This window comes from Yinghuangia sp. ASG 101 (assembly GCF_021165735.1).
Taxonomy (GTDB): domain Bacteria; phylum Actinomycetota; class Actinomycetes; order Streptomycetales; family Streptomycetaceae; genus Yinghuangia.
On record NZ_CP088911.1, the window covers coordinates 5,036,211 to 5,052,665 of the forward strand.

Consider the following 16,455-nt stretch of genomic DNA (forward strand, 5'->3'; position numbering starts at 1 on the left):
TCGCGTAGTGTGGGGCCGTCCAGCCGGGTGCTGGATGATCTCCGCCGTCGCTCCCGAGCCCCCCGGGGTCCTTAGCCCTGATGCCATCTTTCACGCAACAGTCGGCCTACGCGCACGCGCCGGCGTACCCCAGACACGTCGTCACCGCGATCGTCGTCGCCCACGACGGCGCCCGGTGGCTGCCTCGTACGCTGGCCGCACTGCTCGGCCAGGAAAGGCCCGTGCAGCGGGTCGTCGCCGTCGACACCGGCAGCACCGACAACACGCCTCAGTTGCTCGAGGACGCCATCGGTCCCGGCTCGGTCGTCCACGCCGCCCGCCGCACCTCCTTCGGCGATGCCGTCGCCGACGCCGTCGACACCGTCCCCGTCACGGACGCCGCGTCCCTTCCGTACGCCATCGACGGCTACACCCCCGCGCCGGACCCCTTCGGCGACGACGACGGCCATGCCCCCGGCCCGCGCTCGACGGAACTCGTCGAGTGGTTCTGGCTGCTGCACGACGACAGCGAGCCCGCGCCCGACGCGCTGCGGCTGCTGCTGCACGCCGCCGACGAACTGCCGTCCGCCGCCGTCCTCGGACCCAAGGTCCGCAGCTGGTACGACCGCCGCCAACTCCTCGAAGTCGGCACCACGATCGCCCGCAGCGGCCGTCGCTGGACCGGCCTCGAACGCCGCGAGCAGGACCAGGGGCAACACGACGCGATACGCGGCGTCCTGTCCGTCGGCAGCCCCGGCATGCTCGTGCGGCGCGACGTCTGGGAACACCTCGGCGGTTTCGACCACAACCTGCCCTTCAGCCGCGACGACACCGACTTCGGCTGGCGCGTCAACGCCGCCGGGCACCGCGTCGTCGTCGTCCCGGACGCGGTCGTGCAGCACGCCGAAGCGGCCACGCGCGAACGCCGCCCCATCGACTGCGCCCCGGACCACCCGCACCGCGTCGACCGCGCCGGCGCCGCGTACACGCTGCTGGCCAACGCCCCCGGCAAGAGCCTCCCGCTGGTGTGGCTGCGGCTGTTCTTCGGCACTTTGGTCCGCGCGATCGGCTACCTCGTCGGCAAGCTGCCCCGCATGGCGCTCGACGAGTTCACCGGCGTCTTCTCCGTCCTCGCGCGCCCCCACCGCGTCATCTCCGGAAGACGGGCGCGAAGCCGCACGCGCACCACCGACGACGCCGACTTCCGCGACCTGTTCCCGCCGCGCGGGGCCAGCGTGCGGCAGGCCTTCGACCAACTCGTCGGCAGCATCAGCCGCCGCGTCGAGCCCGAAGGAGGCCGCCGCAGCCGGCACAGTGTCCTGGAGAGCGGCCCCACCTCCGAGGAAGCCGAAGACCTCCAGATCGAGAACTTCGCCCGGCTGCGCGCCGTCGCACAGCGGCCCGGTGTCGCGATGAGCGTGCTCCTGCTGCTCGTCACGCTGATCGCCGCCCGCGACGTGCTCGTCGGCGGACGCCTCATGGGCGGCGCGCTGCTGCCCGCCCCCGACTCCGCGGGCGACCTGTGGGGGCGCTTCACCGAGACCTGGCACGGAGTGGGCCTCGGCGGCGACACCACCGCGCCCCCCTACCTCGCGCTCGTGGCGGCGCTCGGCGTCGTGCTCTTCGGCAGCGCCTCGACGGCCGTCAGCGTGCTGCTCATCGGCAGCGTCCCGCTGGCCGGCCTCACCGCCTACCTGTGCGCGCGCAAGCTCGTCCCCAACCCGGCGGTCCGCGCGTGGGGTGCGGCCGTGTACGCGCTCATGCCCGTCGCGACGGGGGCGATCGCCGCCGGACGCATCGGCACGGCCGTGGTGCTCGTGCTCGCCCCGATGATCGCGCGCTGCGCGGTCCAGGCCGTCGGGTTCGGCGGCCTCACCGCGTCCTGGCGCGCCGCCTGGGCCACCGGGCTCCTCCTCGGCATCGCGACCGCGTTCGTCCCGCTGACCTGGGTCATCGCGGCCGTGCTCGGCGCCGCGGCCGTCCCCGCCGCGTACTTCGCCGGCAACCTCGGCGCCCGCCTCGTGCTGCGCGTCGGCATCGCGCTCGGCGTCCCGCTCGTGCTGCTGATGCCGTGGACACCCGAAATCCTCAGCGGCGACCGGCTGTTCCTCGAACCAGGCCTCGCCTCCGACGGGCTCGCCGAGCGCGGCACCAGCCCCGTCGGCCTCCTCCTTCTCGACCCGGGCGGCCCCGGGACGATCCCCGCGGTGATCGGTGTGGGCGTCCTGCTCGCCGCGATCGCCGCGCTGCTGCGCGACTCGCGGCGCCGCGCGGTGCTCACCGCGTGGGCCGTCGCCGTCGTCGGCCTGGTCGTCGCCGTCGTGGTCAGCCGACTCGACGTCACACCCGAGGCCGGCACCGGCACCGTCGCCGCGTGGCCCGGAGTGGCGACCATCGCCGTCGGGCTCGGGTACGTCGCCGCCGCCATGGTCGGCGCCGAGGACGCGCGCACCCGCGTCGCCGCCAGCAGCTTCGGCTGGCGGCAGCCCGCCGCCGTCGTGGTCGCCGTCATCGCCGCGCTGGCCCCCGTCGCCGCGGCCGGCGCGTGGCTGTGGCAGGGCGTCTCCGGTCCGCTCGACCGCAAGGGCGGCCCGTATCTCCCGGCGTTCATCGCGTCCGACAACTCCGGCTCCGACCGGGCCCGCACGCTCGTGCTGCGCACCGACGCGGCGGGCGCGGTCACGATGGCGCTGGTCCGCGGCGAGGGGCTGTACCTCGGCGACGCCGACACGGCCCCGGACGCCGCCGCCAACAAGGGCCTGGAGGACTACGTCGCGGCGTTCCTGTCCGGGACGGGCAGCGCCGACACCGACGGCCTGTCCGCCTACGCGATCCGCTACATCCTGCTGCAGCCGCCCGCCGACGCCGCGCTGACCACGCGGCTCGACGGGACACCGGGCCTGCTGCGCAAGTCGGCCGAGAACGGCACCATGCTGTGGCAGGTCGAAGGCGTCAACGCCCGCGTCACCATCGAGTCCGACGGCAAGATCGTCCCGGTCACCTCGGGCACCGACGAGGTCTCCGCACGCATCGACCCGGGATCGGGCGACCGCGTGCTGCGGCTCGCCGAGGCGCGCGACTCGGGCTGGAAGGCCACCCTCGACGGACGGCCGCTGCCCCGCCGCGACGCGGAAGGCTGGGGGCAGGCGTTCACGCTGCCCGCCCAGGGCGGCCACCTGAAGATCACGTATGAGGGCGGCAGCCGCGGCATGTGGCTGGTCGCGGAAGGCGTCGTCCTGCTCGTCGTGGTCGTCCTCGCCCTGCCCGCGCGACGCCGCGGCAACGACGACGACCTGCCCGAGGCGGCCGGGACGAGTGCCGCGTCGGCCGCGCCCATCGTGCCCGGCAGCCGCCGCGCCCGGCGGGTCCAGGCGGCCGAGGCCGCCGAGGCGGGCGAATCGGCGGAGCCGACCGCGACGGACGACTCGACCGGCTCGCTGTTCGTCCCCGCCCAACCGGCCTCCGCGCCCGGCACCGAGCCGAACTCCGCGCCTCCGCCGGACGATTGGGACGACCTCGGGCAGTACGCGCGCGGATTCCGGCCCCGCGAGGGCGCGTTGCGCACCGACTACGACACCCCGCCCCCGGGCACCGAGCAACCGATGGGCGGCTACGGCGAGCCGGCGTACGCACCGGGCGGCTACGAGGCGCAGGGCTACCCGGCGCCCGGCGCCGACCAGGGCGCGTACCCGGGCACGCCGCAGGAGGGCTACGACCCCTACCCGCACGGCGGATACGACCAGAACGGCTACGACCAGAACGGCTACGACCAGGGCGGCTACGACGGCTCCGGCTACGCCGACCCCGGCTACCCCCCGCAGGGCGGCACGGCGTACGACCCGAACGCCGGCCCGTATCCGGACGGCGGTGACGCCTCGGCGCACGTCCCGCGACCCGGCGACGACTCCTGGCCCCCGCCCCCGCAGCAGCCGCCCCGCCCCGGAGGCAACCGGTGAAGCGCACCACCTTGTCCCTCGTCGTCGCGGTCGCCGTACTCGCGCTCATCGTCGGCGCCGCGACCCTGACGCGCCCCTCGTCGAGCCACGCCACCGAGTCGGCGCCGCCCCAGCAGGTGCCGGTCCAGCGTGCCGAGGCCGTCTGCCCGCAGGTCCGCGGCGGCCAGGGCGGCACCACGGTCTACTCCGGGTTCGCTCCCGAGAACGCCGCCGTGTCCGGCGGCACCGCCGTACTGACCGAGGTCGCGGACGCCGCCAAGACCCGGGGCACCATCGAGGCACCCGGCCGTCCCGGCGGCGCGGAGGCCACCGAGGCCGAGGTCCCCGCGCTCGACTGGGAGGCGACCGACGCGTTCGCCCCCGGTTTCGCGGCCCAGGTCACCACGAAGGTGCCGCTGGGCGCGGCGCGCGGCCTGTCCGGGACGCTCTGCCGCGAGCCCGACACCGAGCACTGGTTCGTGGGGACGTCGACCGCGCAGAACCGCGATGCGTACCTCTACCTCAGCAACAACACCCGCGTCGCCGCGCAGATCGACGTCGAGTTGTACGGGCCGGACGGCGAGGTGCAGACCGAGGGCGTGCACAGCATGACGTTCGCCCCCGGGGAGTCGCAGAACATCCTGCTCAAGACCCTCAAGCCGGACCTCCCGGTCGCCGCCGTGCACGTGTTGGCCCGCTCGGGCCGCATCGCCGCCGACGTCCGCGACCAGCAGGGGACCGCCGGCACCGACTGGCTGCCGGAGGCGGGCCGGCCCGGCCGTTCGTTCGTCGTTCCCGGCGTGCCGGAGGACGTCACGAACGCCCGTCTCGTGCTCGTCGGGACGAGCGACACCGACACCGAGGTCGGCATCGAGGTGGCCGGCAAGGCGAGCACGTTCAAGCCCGCGGGATTCGAGTCCGTCAACGTCGGGCGCGGCAAGGTCGTCGAGGTCGACCTCGGCGCGGTGACCAAGGGCGAGGCGTCCGCCATCAAGCTCACCGCCGCCCGTGCGGACATCCTCGCCGGCGTCCGCGTGACCCGCGGCACCGGTGACGCGACCGACGTCGCGTACCTCGCCCCCACGCCCGAGCTGACCGGCCGCGCGATCCTGGCCGACAACCGGGCGGGCGGGGCGCTCTCCACCACGGTCTACCTGACGGCTCCCGCGGAGGACGGGCGGGTGCGCCTCACCACCACGGACGGCGCCGCGCCCGCGACCGCCGAGATCGACGTGCCGGGCGGCACCACGGTCGCCGTGCAGGCGCCGGTTCCGCCCAACGCCGCGAAGTTCGCGCTGATCGCGGAGCCGATTCCCGGCTCGGCGCCGGTGCACGCCGCCCGCATGATCAACGAACAGGCCGACAAGACACCGATGTTCACCATCCAGGGGCTGACCCCGGCGCACGAGACGGTGGCCCTGCCCGGCGTGCGCGGCGACATCGCGATCATGGTGCCGACCAAGGACTGACCCGCGCCCCGACGCGTGGCCGGGACACGGCCGGTCACTCGTCGGGGTCGACCGTCTCCGGATCGAGGCCCAGCAGATCCGCGACCTGCTCCACGAGGATGTCGTGCACCAGCATCTCCAGCTCGCTGCGGCTCTCCGCGCGCAGTTCCAGCGGACGCCGGTACAGGATGATCATCGCGGCGTCGGTGGCCGTCGCGGGCACCATGCGCCCCAGCGCCACCGGCTCGTCGGCCAGCAGCTCCGTCTCGGCCTCGGGCACGTCCAGCACCGCGAACCGCACGCGCTCCAGCTCCGGCCAGCGCTTGGTGAGGCGCTCGACCGAGTCGGAGGCGAGGTCGTCGAACTTCTCGGCCCGCGTCAACGCGATCGGGACGGGACGCGGCGCCAGCGGCCCGCGCATGCCCCGGCCGTGCCGGTCGCGTCGCCGCCGCCGCGGTGGACGATCGTTGCGGGACGGGCCCGCCGGGTGCTCACTGTGCACGCCACCGAGCATAGGGGCTCCGCACGCCGCCCCACCGAGGCCCGCCGCCGGGTGTCGGCCGAGGGCGGCCGGACGGCGGCCACGTGTCGGTCGAGTGCCGAAAGTGCCAGGTGAGAGGCCGAAAACGCACCCTTGGCGACGACACGTGCCCACGAGGTGGGGCGTAAGTGACCCGTCGCTGCCCCCGGTGCGGTACCGTCCATCCCCGTGAGCCCTGTACGTCGCTGTTCGCGGACTGCATGCGGTCGCCCTGCGGTCGCGACGCTGACGTACGTCTACGCGGACTCCACCGCGGTGCTCGGGCCCCTCGCGACGTACGCGGAACCGCACTGCTACGACCTGTGCGCGGAGCATTCCGAGCGCCTGACCGCCCCGCGCGGGTGGGACGTCGTACGCCTCGCCCCCGACCCGGCCGCGGGCAAGCCCAGCAGCGACGACCTGGAAGCACTCGCCAACGCCGTGCGCGAGGCCGCGCGCCCGCCCCGGCAGCCCCGGCACTCCGCGGCCTCCGAGGCGGTCGACCGTTCGGGACCGTCCGATGTCGGCCGCCGCGGGCACCTTCGTGTCCTGAGGTCCCCTGACCCGTGACCGTTCCCGCCCGTTTTCGGGCCGGTTCCCGACCGGTTCCCGACCGCGCTTTCCGGTCGGATCGGTCGCCGCTCTTCTCCCGCCACACCGGCGCCCGTCGCGCGATCGGTACGCCGCCCGGCCTCCGACGATAGGGTTGCCCCAGCCCTGCCAAGGGCCGTCAGCGGACAAGCGGACAACGAAGCGGAGCCCCGGTGCGCGACCTCTCGCAGATCGTCAAGGCCTATGACATCCGGGGCGTGGTCCCCGACCAGTGGGACGCGGACACCGCCCATGCGCTGGGTGCCGCGTTCGTCCGGGTCACCGAAGCCCACGCGATCGTCGTCGGCCGCGACATGCGCCCCAGTTCCCCGGGCCTGTCCCGGGCCTTCGCGGAAGGCGCCGCGAGCCAGGGCGCCGACGTCACCGAGATCGGTCTCGCCTCCACCGACGAGCTGTACTACGCCAGCGGCAGCCTCGACCTCCCCGGGGCGATGTTCACCGCGAGCCACAACCCGGCCCGCTACAACGGCATCAAGATGTGCCGTGCCGGGGCCTCGCCCGTCGGCCAGGACACCGGCCTGGCCGCCATCCGCGAACTCGCCGAGAAGGGCGTCCCCGACCGCGACGGCAAGCCCGGCACCATCACCCAGCGCGACGTGCTGCCCGGATACGCCGAGTACCTGCGCTCGCTCGTCGACCTCAGCGCGGTGCGGCCCCTCAAGGTCGTGGTCGACGCCGGCAACGGCATGGGCGGCCACACCGTCCCCGCGGTCCTCGCCGGGCTGCCGCTCGACGTCGTCCCGATGTACTTCGAGCTGGACGGCACCTTCCCGAACCACGAGGCCAACCCGCTCGACCCGAAGAACATCGTCGACCTCCAGGCCAAGGTGCGCGAGACCGGCGCCGACATCGGGCTCGCCTTCGACGGCGACGCCGACCGCTGCTTCGTCGTCGACGAGAACGGCGACCCCGTCTCGCCGTCCGCGATCACCGCGCTCGTCGCCGTCCGGGAACTGGAGAAGCACCCGGGCGCGACGGTCATCCACAACCTGATCACCTCGTCCGCCGTCCCCGAGATCGTCCGCGAGCACGGCGGCACCCCCGTCTGCACGCGCGTCGGGCACTCCTTCATCAAGCAGGAGATGGCCGCGACCGACGCGGTCTTCGGCGGCGAGCACTCGGCGCACTACTACTTCCGCGACTTCTGGCGCGCGGACACCGGCATGCTCGCCGCCATGCACGTGCTCGCCGCGCTCGGCGGCCAGGACGGGCCGCTCTCACGCCTGGTCCGCGACTACGAGCGGTACGTGGCGTCCGGCGAGATCAACAGCCAGGTCACCGACCAGACCGCCGCGACGGCCAAGGTCCGTGCCGCGTACGCCGGCAAACCGGGCATCGTCGTCGACGACATGGACGGCATGACCATCACCGCCGACGACTGGTGGTTCAACCTGCGCCCCTCCAACACCGAACCCCTGCTCCGGCTGAACGTCGAGGCCAAGGACGCCACCACCATGGCGGCCGTCCGCGACGCGGTGCTGGCACTGATCCGGGGCTGACCCGCCGGGCGCCTCGGAGCCGTCCTCGCCGGTACGCCGGGCCGGCGGCTGTCCCGCGCACGAGGTCTGATGGAACCGCGGGTAGACCGTCAGTAGGGTGTGACGTTGACCGGCCGCCCTCCCCGGGCGATTCGGCCGTCTCTGCCGTCACGCCTGTCCCAGCGCCGTCCCTGTGGAGAAAAGCCTTGAAGCTCGACAACCCGCTCCTGGCGGTCTTCGCGTGCCCGGTGTGCCACGCCCCGCTGCGCGCCGACGCCGACGCGGGCGAGCTCGTGTGCGTTTCGGACGCGTGCGGCCTGGCCTACCCGGTCCGCGACGACATCCCCGTCCTGCTGGCCGACGAGGCGCGGCGCCCCGGCGCGCCCGACCTCGGCTCCCGCGACACCGGGAGCGCCCCGGCATGATCCCCGTCGACGAGGCACTGCTCGACGACGCCGACGGGCTCGGCCGGGCGGACACCGGCCAGTGTCTCCTCACGCTGGCGGGGGCCGGCGCGCACGTGCGCCGCGCCTCGTGGGCGGTCGCCGAGGCGGGGCTGGGCACGGCCGCGCGCGGAGACCGGCCGCGCATTATCGCCGTCGCGGTCGCCCCCCACTGCGGCCCGGTCACCGCGTCGCTGGACGCGCTGACCGCGTCCGGAGCGTCCGTCCCGATCGTCGAGGTGAGCGGCGACATACTCCCGGGCTGGATCGGGCCGCTCGACCTGCTGGTGCTCGCCGGGCCGCGCGGCGAGGAGCGGGCGCTGCTCGCCCTGGTCCGGCAGGCGTACCGGCGCGGATGCGGGGTCGCCGTCGTCGCGCCGGAGGGGTCGTCGCTCGACGCCGCCGCCGAGCAGGCGCGCGGGCTGCGGCTGCACACCCCCGCCGCTCCCGTCGGCGCCCCCGAACGCGTCGCCGCCCGCGACGCGTTCTGGCCGCTGCTCGGCGGCCTGCTCGCCCTGGCGCGCTCGTACGGCGTCGGATCGTACGGACCGGGGGAGTCGTTCGACGCCCTCGCGGACCGGCTCGACGCCGTCGGGCTGCGCTGCCGGCCGTCCGCCGAGACCTACCTCAACCCCGCGAAGTCCCTCGCCCTCGACCTGTCCGGCGCGGTCCCGGTCATCTGGGGCACCGGCCCGATCATGGGCGTCGCCGCGGCGCGGTTCGCCGCCGCGCTGACGTCGGTCGCGGGCCTTCCGGCCCTGCACGGCACGCTGCCGGACGCGGCGGTCGACTCGGGCAACCTGTTCGACGGATCCCTCGGCCGGGCGTCGGGAGATTCCGACGATTTCTTCCGCGACCGCGTCGAGGAACCGGAACCGATGCGTCTGCGGCCCGTCGTGCTGGTGGACGACAGCGAGCCCGGCATACGCAGGCAGGTCGACCTGGTGCGCCGCGTCGCGGTCGACCTCGCGCTGCCCTTCAACGAGATCACCGCCGAAGGGCCCGACCCGCTCGCGCGTTTCGGCGAGGTGGTCGCGCTCGGCGACTTCGCGGCCGTCTACCTCGCCCTCACCACGGGCCACGACACCGGATCCGTCGGCAGCTTCGACGACTTCGACCGGTGGCACCGCACCGACGGGCCCGACGCCTTCCGCGCACCCGATCCGAACCCCGGCGGCGGGGACGGGGTCGGCTAGCCATGGACCGCCTCGTCAACCGGGTCCGCAAGTCCACGTGGGGCTCGACGACCGCGATCCCCGCCCTGCTCGGGGTGCCGCCGAACGGCGAGCCGCAGGCCGAGCTGTGGATGGGCGCGCATCCCGGGGACCCCTCCCGCGTCGACCGCGGTGACGGGCGCGGGCCGCGCTCACTCGCCGACGTGATCGCCGACGCTCCCGAACACGAACTCGGCGCAGCGACCGCGGCCCGCTTCGGCGCCCGCCTGCCCTTCCTGCTCAAGGTGCTCGCCGCCGAGCAGCCGCTGTCCCTCCAGGTGCACCCCAATCCGGCGCAGGCCGCGGAGGGCTTCGCCGACGAGGAGGCCCGCGGCGTCCCGCTCGGAGCCCGCGCCCGCAACTACCGCGACGCCAGCCACAAACCGGAACTCGCGTGCGCGCTCAGCGACTTGGAGGCCCTGTGCGGCTTCCGCGAGGTGGCCGACACGGTCCGGCTGCTCGACCTGCTCGCCGTCCCCGAGCTGCAGACGTGCATCGACGCCCTGCGCAAGGAGCCCGAGGCCGAAGGCCTGCGCCTCGCCATGACCCACGCGCTCACGCTGCCCGACCACCGGCGCGCGACCGTGGTCGGCGAGGTCGCGAGGGCGTGCCTGCGGGTCGCGGCGGCGGACGCGTCGTACGCCGCGGCGTGTGCGGCCGTCGCGGACCTGGCCCGGCGCCACCCGGCCGACCCCGGCGTGGTCGCGGCGCTGCTGCTCAACCACGTACGCCTGACGCGGGGTCAGGCGGTGTACTTCGCCGCGGGATTGCCCCACTCGTATCTGCGCGGCGTCTTCGTCGAGATCCTCGCCAACTCCGACAACGTGCTGCGCTGCGGCCTCACCGACAAGCACATCGACACCGCCGAACTGCTGCGCGTCCTGGAGTTCCGCGCGGGACCGGTCGACGTGCTCGACCCCGTCGAGGGCGACGACGGCGAACAGGTCTATCCCACACCGGTCCCCGACTTCCGGCTCTCGCGCTTCGAGTTGGCCGGCGAACCGGCCCGTACGCTGCGCACCGGTGCGCCGCAGATCCTCCTGTGCACCGACGGCGCCGCGGTCCTGACCGATCCCGGCGGCGGCGAACTCCCCCTGCTGCGCGGGCAGTCGGTGTACATCCCGGCCGAGGACACCCCGCCCGGCCTGCACGGCACAGCGACCGTGTTCCGCGCGACCGTGCCCGGCCGGGGGTGACCCCCGGCGCCGACCCGGCGCCGATGGCACAATGACCGCCGCGATGCTCAGTCCGGATGATCGATCGAGAGATCTCGCTTGATAGGGCGGTAAGGCATGAGTGCGGGTGGCGGTACCAAGGCGGTTGTCGCGGCGTTGCTCGCCAATCTCGGCATCGCGGTCGCGAAGTTCGTGGCCTTCGCGTTCACGCGCTCCTCGTCGATGCTCGCCGAGGGCGTGCACTCCCTCGCCGACTCCGGCAACCAGGTCCTGCTGCTGATCGGCGGCAAACGCGCCCAGCGCGAGGCGACGCCCCTGCACCCCTTCGGTTTCGGCCGCGAGCGCTACATCTACGGCTTCCTCGTCTCGATCGTGCTGTTCTCGCTCGGCGGCATGTTCGCGATCTACGAGGGCTACGAGAAGATCGCCCACCCGCACGAACTCAAGAGCTGGTACTGGGCGGTCGGCGTCCTGGTGTTCGCGATCGGCCTGGAGGGCTTCTCCTTCCGCACCGCGATCAAGGAGTCGAACGAGGTCCGGGGCCGGCTGTCGTGGCCGCAGTTCGTGCGCCGCGCCAAGTCGCCCGAGCTGCCGATCGTGCTGCTGGAGGACCTCGGTGCGCTGGTCGGCCTCGTCCTCGCGCTCCTCGGCGTCGGCCTGACCGTCATCACCGACGAAGCCGTATGGGACGGCATCGGCACCCTGTGCATCGGCATCCTGCTCGTCGCCATCGCGATAGTCCTCGCGCTGGAGACCCGCAGCCTGCTCCTCGGCGAGGCCGCGGACCTGGACACCATCCGGGCGATCGAGGCGGCCATGGTCGACGGCGACGACGTCGAGCGCATCATCCACATGCGCACACTTCACCTCGGCCCCGAAGAACTGCTGGTGGCCGCCAAGATCGCGGTCAACGCCCGGGACACCGCCGCCGAGGTCGCCGAGGCGGTCGACGGCGCCGAGGCACGCGTCCGTACCGCGGTGCCGATCGCCCGGGTCATCTACCTGGAACCCGACATCTACCGCGAACCCCGCCGGACCGCCGAACCCTCCTGAGCCAAGTCGCCGTCCGCGGGTTCGAGCGAGCGGCGTCGCCCGCCGCGCGACTCGGCGGGCACCCGGGCCGAAAGCGACCTCCGGACGCTCGTCGGAACAGTGCTAACGTCATGGCAGGCAAGGCGGAACACAGTCGCTGCGGACGGCAGTCAGCACCGCGCCGGAGACGGACAACGGATCCGGAGAGCGGTATGAGGGCAGAGGGCTTCCGACTGGACCGCGCCGGAGAGTGGTGTGCGTTCTCGCGTACCCGAATCCGTCGCGTCCCGGAACCACATCACCCCCTCTCGACAGCTACGTCCCGCGGAGGACTCGCCACATGGCTTTCACCGACTTCAAGGTCGCCGATCTCTCGCTCGCGCCGTTCGGCCGCAAGGAGATCGAGCTTGCCGAGCACGAAATGCCGGGCCTCATGGCCATCCGCAAGGAGTACGCCGCGGCTCGCCCGCTGGCCGGAGCCCGCGTCATGGGCTCGCTGCACATGACCGTGCAGACCGCCGTCCTCATCGAGACCCTCGTCGCCCTCGGCGCCGACGTCCGCTGGGTCTCCTGCAACATCTTCTCCACCCAGGACCACGCCGCCGCCGCGATCGCGGTCGGCCCGAACGGCACCGTCGACGACCCGCAGGGCGTCCCGGTGTTCGCCTGGAAGGGCGAAACGCTCGAAGAGTACTGGTGGTGCACCGAGCAGGCGCTGAACTGGCCGGGCCACGAAGGCCCCAACATGATCCTCGACGACGGCGGCGACGCCACCCTCCTCGTCCACAAGGGCGTCGAGTTCGAGAAGGCCGGAGCCGTCCCCGAGACCGGGCCGGACGACTCCGAGGAGTACGGCGTCATCCTCGGCCTGCTGCGCCGCAACCTCGCCGAGAACCCCAACAAGTGGACCGCGATGGCCCCGCACATCAAGGGCGTCACCGAGGAGACCACCACCGGCGTGCACCGGCTGTACGAGATGTTCCAGAACGGGACGCTCCTCTTCCCGGCGATCAACGTCAACGACTCGGTCACGAAGTCGAAGTTCGACAACAAGTACGGCTGCCGCCACTCCCTCGTCGACGGCATCAACCGCGCGACGGACGTCCTCATCGGCGGCAAGGTCGCGGTCGTCTGCGGCTACGGCGACGTCGGCAAGGGCTGCGCGGAGTCGCTGCGCGGCCAGGGCGCGCGCGTCATCATCACCGAGATCGACCCGATCTGCGCCCTCCAGGCGGCGATGGACGGCTTCCAGGTCACCACGCTCGACGACGTCGTCGAGACGGCCGACATCTTCGTCACCACCACCGGCAACAAGGACATCATCCTCGCGTCGCACATGGCGAAGATGAAGCACCAGGCGATCGTCGGCAACATCGGCCACTTCGACAACGAGATCGACATGGCCGGCCTCGCGAAGCTCCCCGGCATCGTGAAGGACGAGGTCAAGCCGCAGGTCCACACCTGGACCTTCCCCGACGGCAAGGTCCTCATCGTGCTGTCCGAGGGCCGCCTGCTGAATCTCGGCAACGCCACCGGCCACCCCAGCTTCGTGATGTCGAACAGCTTCACCAACCAGGTGATCGCGCAGATCGAGCTGTTCACGAAGACGTCCGAGTACCCGGTCGGCGTCTACATCCTGCCCAAGCACCTGGACGAGAAGGTCGCCCGGCTGCACCTCGACGCGCTCGGCGTCAAGCTGACCGAGCTGACGGAGGACCAGGCCTCGTACATCGGCGTGCCGGTCGAGGGCCCGTACAAGTCGGACCACTACCGCTACTGACACCCCGCCGGCCGACGGCCCACCCGTCGGCCGGTGCGGCGGCGTGCCCCGCACCGGGGCACGCCGCCAGGTTTGCGGCCGGGCCGATATGTCGAATCTGACAAGGTTCGATGGGCTCTTTCCGCAGGTGGAAGGCGTGATGGCCGATGCGATTCCGTGGCTTTCGCACCGCGTACGAGGCATGCGCCGCACTCGCGGAGTGCCTCCAGCCGGTGCCGCTCACCGCCGACTGGAACACCGCACCCCGCAACACCGGCCCCCACCTCCGCCGCACGGCGACGGCGGTGGACACCCGGCCGGCACCGGTCCGACGGCGCGCCCGGACCGACGCCGGGCAAGGCCCGACGGCGCCGTGACACCGGGCACCGCACGGCGGCCCGGCCGACAACCCAGGGGGCTCGGGAACGATGGGCAGGGGATGGGGACGGCGCCTCGCCGCGCTCGCGGCGACCGCCGCACTGACGACGACCGCGTGTTCGGCACTCGACGACACCGGTGACAGCGCCGCGTCCGGCGGCCCCACGGCGGCGGCCCCGCCCGCCGCGTCCTCCGGGACCGGTCCGCTGGCCAACACCGACGGCACGCTCCCCGGTCTCGCGCCCGTCACCGCCGACCCCGACCGCGCCCAGGCCCGCGCGCTGATCGGCCAACTGCGCACCGCCGGGCGCGGGCCCAAGACCGGCTACGCCCGCGACGAGTTCGGCTCGGCCTGGACCGACAGCGCGACCGCCGTACCGTTCGGCGGCAACGGTTGCGGGACGCGCGACGACATACTGCGACGCGACGGCACCGGCGTGCGGTTCCGGTCGGGATCGACGTGTGTGGTCGACACGATGACCCTGGTCGACCCCTATACCGGAACGTCGATGACCTTCCGCAAGAAGGACGCGACCGAGGTCCAAATAGACCACGTCGTCGCGCTCAGCGCCGCCTGGCAGATGGGCGCCGCCTACTGGCCGCGCGACAAACGCGTGCAGTTGGCCAACGACCCGCTGAACCTGCTCGCCGTCGACGGCCCCACCAACAACGGCAAACGCGACGCGACCCCGGCGTCCTGGCTGCCCCCGGCCAAGCAGATCCGATGCGCGTACGTCGTGCGTTATGCGCAGGTGTCCCTCAAATACGAACTGCCGGTCACCGAGGCCGACAAGGCCGAGATGCTGCGGCAGTGCGCCTGACCGGTCAGCCCGGCCACACGCGGTTCGGCGGCCCGTCCAGCTCCTCCAACTCCACGCCCGGCGCGGCCAGGACGACGTCCCCGGCCAGGTGCACCACTCCGCGTACGCCGGTCGCGAGATCCGCGACCTCATAGCGCGACACCGCCAACGGGCCGATGGGCGTGGGGTGTTCCTCGATCCCGGTGAGCGCCCACGCCTGGTCGCACGGGTGCGGTGCGAGGACCGGCTCGGTGAGATCGACCAGCCGCACACGCACCGACTGCCCCGGCGCGAGACCGAGCAGCCGCGCGGCGGCGACGAGGAACGCCGGTGACCGCCCCGCGAACCCGACCGCCTTCGCCCGGCCCTCCACGGGCTCTTCCGCCACATCCGGATCAGCGGGCCCGCGTACCCACAGCACCCCGGCGGCGCCGTCCACCGCCGCCGTGCCACCCCGCACCCGCCAGCCCCGCGCGACCAGTTCCACCCGCAGAGGCCGCCCGCGCGCGTCCACCGTCAGATCGACGGTTCGCGACGAGCCGCTGCCCGCACCCCCCGGTCCGGGCAGGCCCGACCCCGTATAGCGCCACCCCATCGGCCCCGGCGCGCAAATGAAGCGCTCACCGCCTCGCGGGGTGCCGTCGTGCGGGTCGTGAAAGGAGTAGACACCTTGGGGCATGACGGCGAGCCTAGAGCCTGCCGCGACCCATCCCCGGGCCACCCGCCCGGCGCCCATGGCCGCACGCCGCCGACCCTCCCCGCCCGACGTTCGACGGGGCCTCTTCCGGGCTCAGGCAAGCCGTGCCGTTATCCGGGCGACCTGCTGCTCGACCAGCTTGCGGTCCGGCATGGTCGGCAGACCGTCGGCGGTCTGGTGCCCGAAAACCGTCAGTATGTCCCCGACGCGCACGATCACGTACCCCGTCGCGGCCTCCTCCGCCGACCCGGTGCCGTCAGGAGCGGCGAGCACCAGCCCGAGGCTCATGTCACCCGCTTCCGGCACCGGAACGCACTGCGGCGCCTGCTCCGGCCCCCCGACCGTCGCCGCGCGCGCGAACGTGAGGCACCGGTCGAGTGCGCCCATGCCCTCGTCGACGACCGCTTGCGCCCCACCCTTCGCGAACGACGCGATCGCGAGCGTGGTCCGCGCGGAGGCGTCGGGAGACGACCACACGGCCGTCGCGTGGGCGCGCACATAGGGGCTCCCTAGGCCGGCCGACAACAACCGCGCCAAACCCTCGCAGTCGGGATCGCGCGCCACGACGGGGGCCGCGTACGGAGCGTCCTCGGGCCCGGACAGCTCGGTCGGCGACTCGTCGCCGTCCAGAACCGCCTCGCGCAGCTCACCGTCGGACATCGGCCCGCGCGCCGCCGCCCGCGCCGCGTCCAGCGCACCGCCCGCAACGCGCTGATCCGCGCACCCCGTCAACGTCGCGACCAACGCCGCGGCACTGAGCAGCGTGGTGATGCGGTACGTGTTCTTCCGCTCTTCCACCAGGCTCTTCCCTTCACGGACAGGGGATCCGACCGGACGCCGCCGGTGCGCGTGCGTCAACCTAACGCGCCGCCGAGCCTCCCGCCGAGGGCGGGCACCCGAGGTGGTCGAACAAATGTGCGCAACACTGCGGCCCCGCGGCCCGGCACCTTCGCAACTCGCCCTGCCGAAGCCGTGGTTCGCGTCC

At 73.3% G+C, this 16,455-nt stretch carries 14 protein-coding genes; 11 read left to right on the forward strand and 3 right to left on the reverse strand.

Going from position 1 to position 16,455, the window contains the following annotated elements; genetic code table 11:
* Nucleotides 1–80: 80 nt before the first annotated feature.
* Nucleotides 81–3,935 (forward strand): glycosyltransferase, encoded by a 3,855-nt coding sequence (locus tag LO772_RS21690; RefSeq protein WP_231773698.1) that lies wholly within the window; start codon nt 81–83, stop codon nt 3,933–3,935.
* Nucleotides 3,932–5,383, forward strand: a complete 1,452-nt coding sequence (locus LO772_RS21695; RefSeq protein WP_231773699.1) for a DUF5719 family protein — start codon at nt 3,932–3,934, stop codon at nt 5,381–5,383. Before LO772_RS21690 ends, LO772_RS21695 begins: the two co-directional genes overlap by 4 nt.
* A 34-nt stretch (nt 5,384–5,417) precedes the next feature.
* Here LO772_RS21695 and LO772_RS21700 read toward each other — a convergent pair whose 3' ends face one another.
* Entirely contained in the window at nt 5,418–5,783 is a 366-nt protein-coding gene (locus LO772_RS21700; protein ID WP_231773700.1) for a metallopeptidase family protein, read from the reverse strand.
* 288 nt (nt 5,784–6,071) lie between these two features.
* Here LO772_RS21700 and LO772_RS21705 point away from each other — a divergent pair, with 288 nt between their 5' ends.
* From LO772_RS21705 to LO772_RS21745, 9 genes are all read left to right on the forward strand, one after another.
* Nucleotides 6,072–6,452, forward strand: a complete 381-nt coding sequence (locus LO772_RS21705; RefSeq protein ID WP_443089296.1) for a DUF3499 domain-containing protein — start codon at nt 6,072–6,074, stop codon at nt 6,450–6,452.
* Between the two features lie 194 nt (nt 6,453–6,646).
* On the forward strand, nt 6,647–7,993 hold the full coding sequence (locus tag LO772_RS21710; RefSeq protein WP_231773701.1) for a phosphomannomutase/phosphoglucomutase: 1,347 nt from the start codon (nt 6,647–6,649) through the stop codon (nt 7,991–7,993).
* 185 nt (nt 7,994–8,178) lie between these two features.
* Entirely contained in the window at nt 8,179–8,397 is a 219-nt protein-coding gene (locus LO772_RS21715) for a Trm112 family protein (RefSeq protein WP_231773702.1), read from the forward strand.
* Nucleotides 8,394–9,611 (forward strand): SIS domain-containing protein, encoded by a 1,218-nt coding sequence (locus LO772_RS21720; protein ID WP_231773703.1) that lies wholly within the window; start codon nt 8,394–8,396, stop codon nt 9,609–9,611. Before LO772_RS21715 ends, LO772_RS21720 begins: the two co-directional genes overlap by 4 nt.
* A gap of 2 nt (nt 9,612–9,613) precedes the next feature.
* The gene (gene manA, locus LO772_RS21725; RefSeq protein ID WP_231773704.1) at nt 9,614–10,825 is read left to right on the forward strand and encodes a mannose-6-phosphate isomerase, class I; all 1,212 of its coding nucleotides are present in this window, start codon (nt 9,614–9,616) and stop codon (nt 10,823–10,825) included.
* Nucleotides 10,826–10,921: 96 nt separating this feature from the next.
* Complete coding sequence (locus LO772_RS21730; RefSeq protein ID WP_231773705.1) at nt 10,922–11,857, forward strand: cation diffusion facilitator family transporter; 936 nt, start codon at nt 10,922–10,924, stop codon at nt 11,855–11,857.
* Between the two features lie 319 nt (nt 11,858–12,176).
* Nucleotides 12,177–13,616, forward strand: a complete 1,440-nt coding sequence (gene ahcY, locus LO772_RS21735) for an adenosylhomocysteinase (RefSeq protein WP_231773706.1) — start codon at nt 12,177–12,179, stop codon at nt 13,614–13,616.
* 146 nt (nt 13,617–13,762) lie between these two features.
* Complete coding sequence (locus tag LO772_RS21740; protein WP_231773707.1) at nt 13,763–13,972, forward strand: hypothetical protein; 210 nt, start codon at nt 13,763–13,765, stop codon at nt 13,970–13,972.
* Between the two features lie 51 nt (nt 13,973–14,023).
* Nucleotides 14,024–14,794, forward strand: coding sequence for an HNH endonuclease family protein (locus LO772_RS21745; protein WP_231773708.1), 771 nt, complete (start codon nt 14,024–14,026; stop codon nt 14,792–14,794).
* 4 nt (nt 14,795–14,798) lie between these two features.
* Here the strand turns inward: LO772_RS21745 and LO772_RS21750 are convergent, their stop codons facing one another.
* Nucleotides 14,799–15,452, reverse strand: a complete 654-nt coding sequence (locus LO772_RS21750; protein WP_231773709.1) for a hypothetical protein — start codon at nt 15,450–15,452, stop codon at nt 14,799–14,801.
* Nucleotides 15,453–15,563: 111 nt separating this feature from the next.
* The gene (locus tag LO772_RS21755) at nt 15,564–16,268 is read right to left on the reverse strand and encodes a hypothetical protein (protein WP_231773710.1); all 705 of its coding nucleotides are present in this window, start codon (nt 16,266–16,268) and stop codon (nt 15,564–15,566) included.
* Between the last annotated feature and the right edge of the window lie 187 nt (nt 16,269–16,455).

Coding starts and splice junctions, on each gene's coding strand:
- LO772_RS21690 (WP_231773698.1), top strand. CDS start 81: ATGCCATCTTTCACGCAACAGTCGGCCTACGCGCACGCGCCGGCGTAC.
- LO772_RS21745 (WP_231773708.1), top strand. CDS start 14,024: ATGGGCAGGGGATGGGGACGGCGCCTCGCCGCGCTCGCGGCGACCGCC.
- LO772_RS21720 (WP_231773703.1), top strand. CDS start 8,394: ATGATCCCCGTCGACGAGGCACTGCTCGACGACGCCGACGGGCTCGGC.
- manA (WP_231773704.1), top strand. CDS start 9,614: ATGGACCGCCTCGTCAACCGGGTCCGCAAGTCCACGTGGGGCTCGACG.
- LO772_RS21730 (WP_231773705.1), top strand. CDS start 10,922: ATGAGTGCGGGTGGCGGTACCAAGGCGGTTGTCGCGGCGTTGCTCGCC.
- ahcY (WP_231773706.1), top strand. CDS start 12,177: ATGGCTTTCACCGACTTCAAGGTCGCCGATCTCTCGCTCGCGCCGTTC.
- LO772_RS21700 (WP_231773700.1), bottom strand. CDS start 5,783: ATGCGCGGGCCGCTGGCGCCGCGTCCCGTCCCGATCGCGTTGACGCGG.
- LO772_RS21750 (WP_231773709.1), bottom strand. CDS start 15,452: ATGCCCCAAGGTGTCTACTCCTTTCACGACCCGCACGACGGCACCCCG.
- LO772_RS21740 (WP_231773707.1), top strand. CDS start 13,763: ATGCGATTCCGTGGCTTTCGCACCGCGTACGAGGCATGCGCCGCACTC.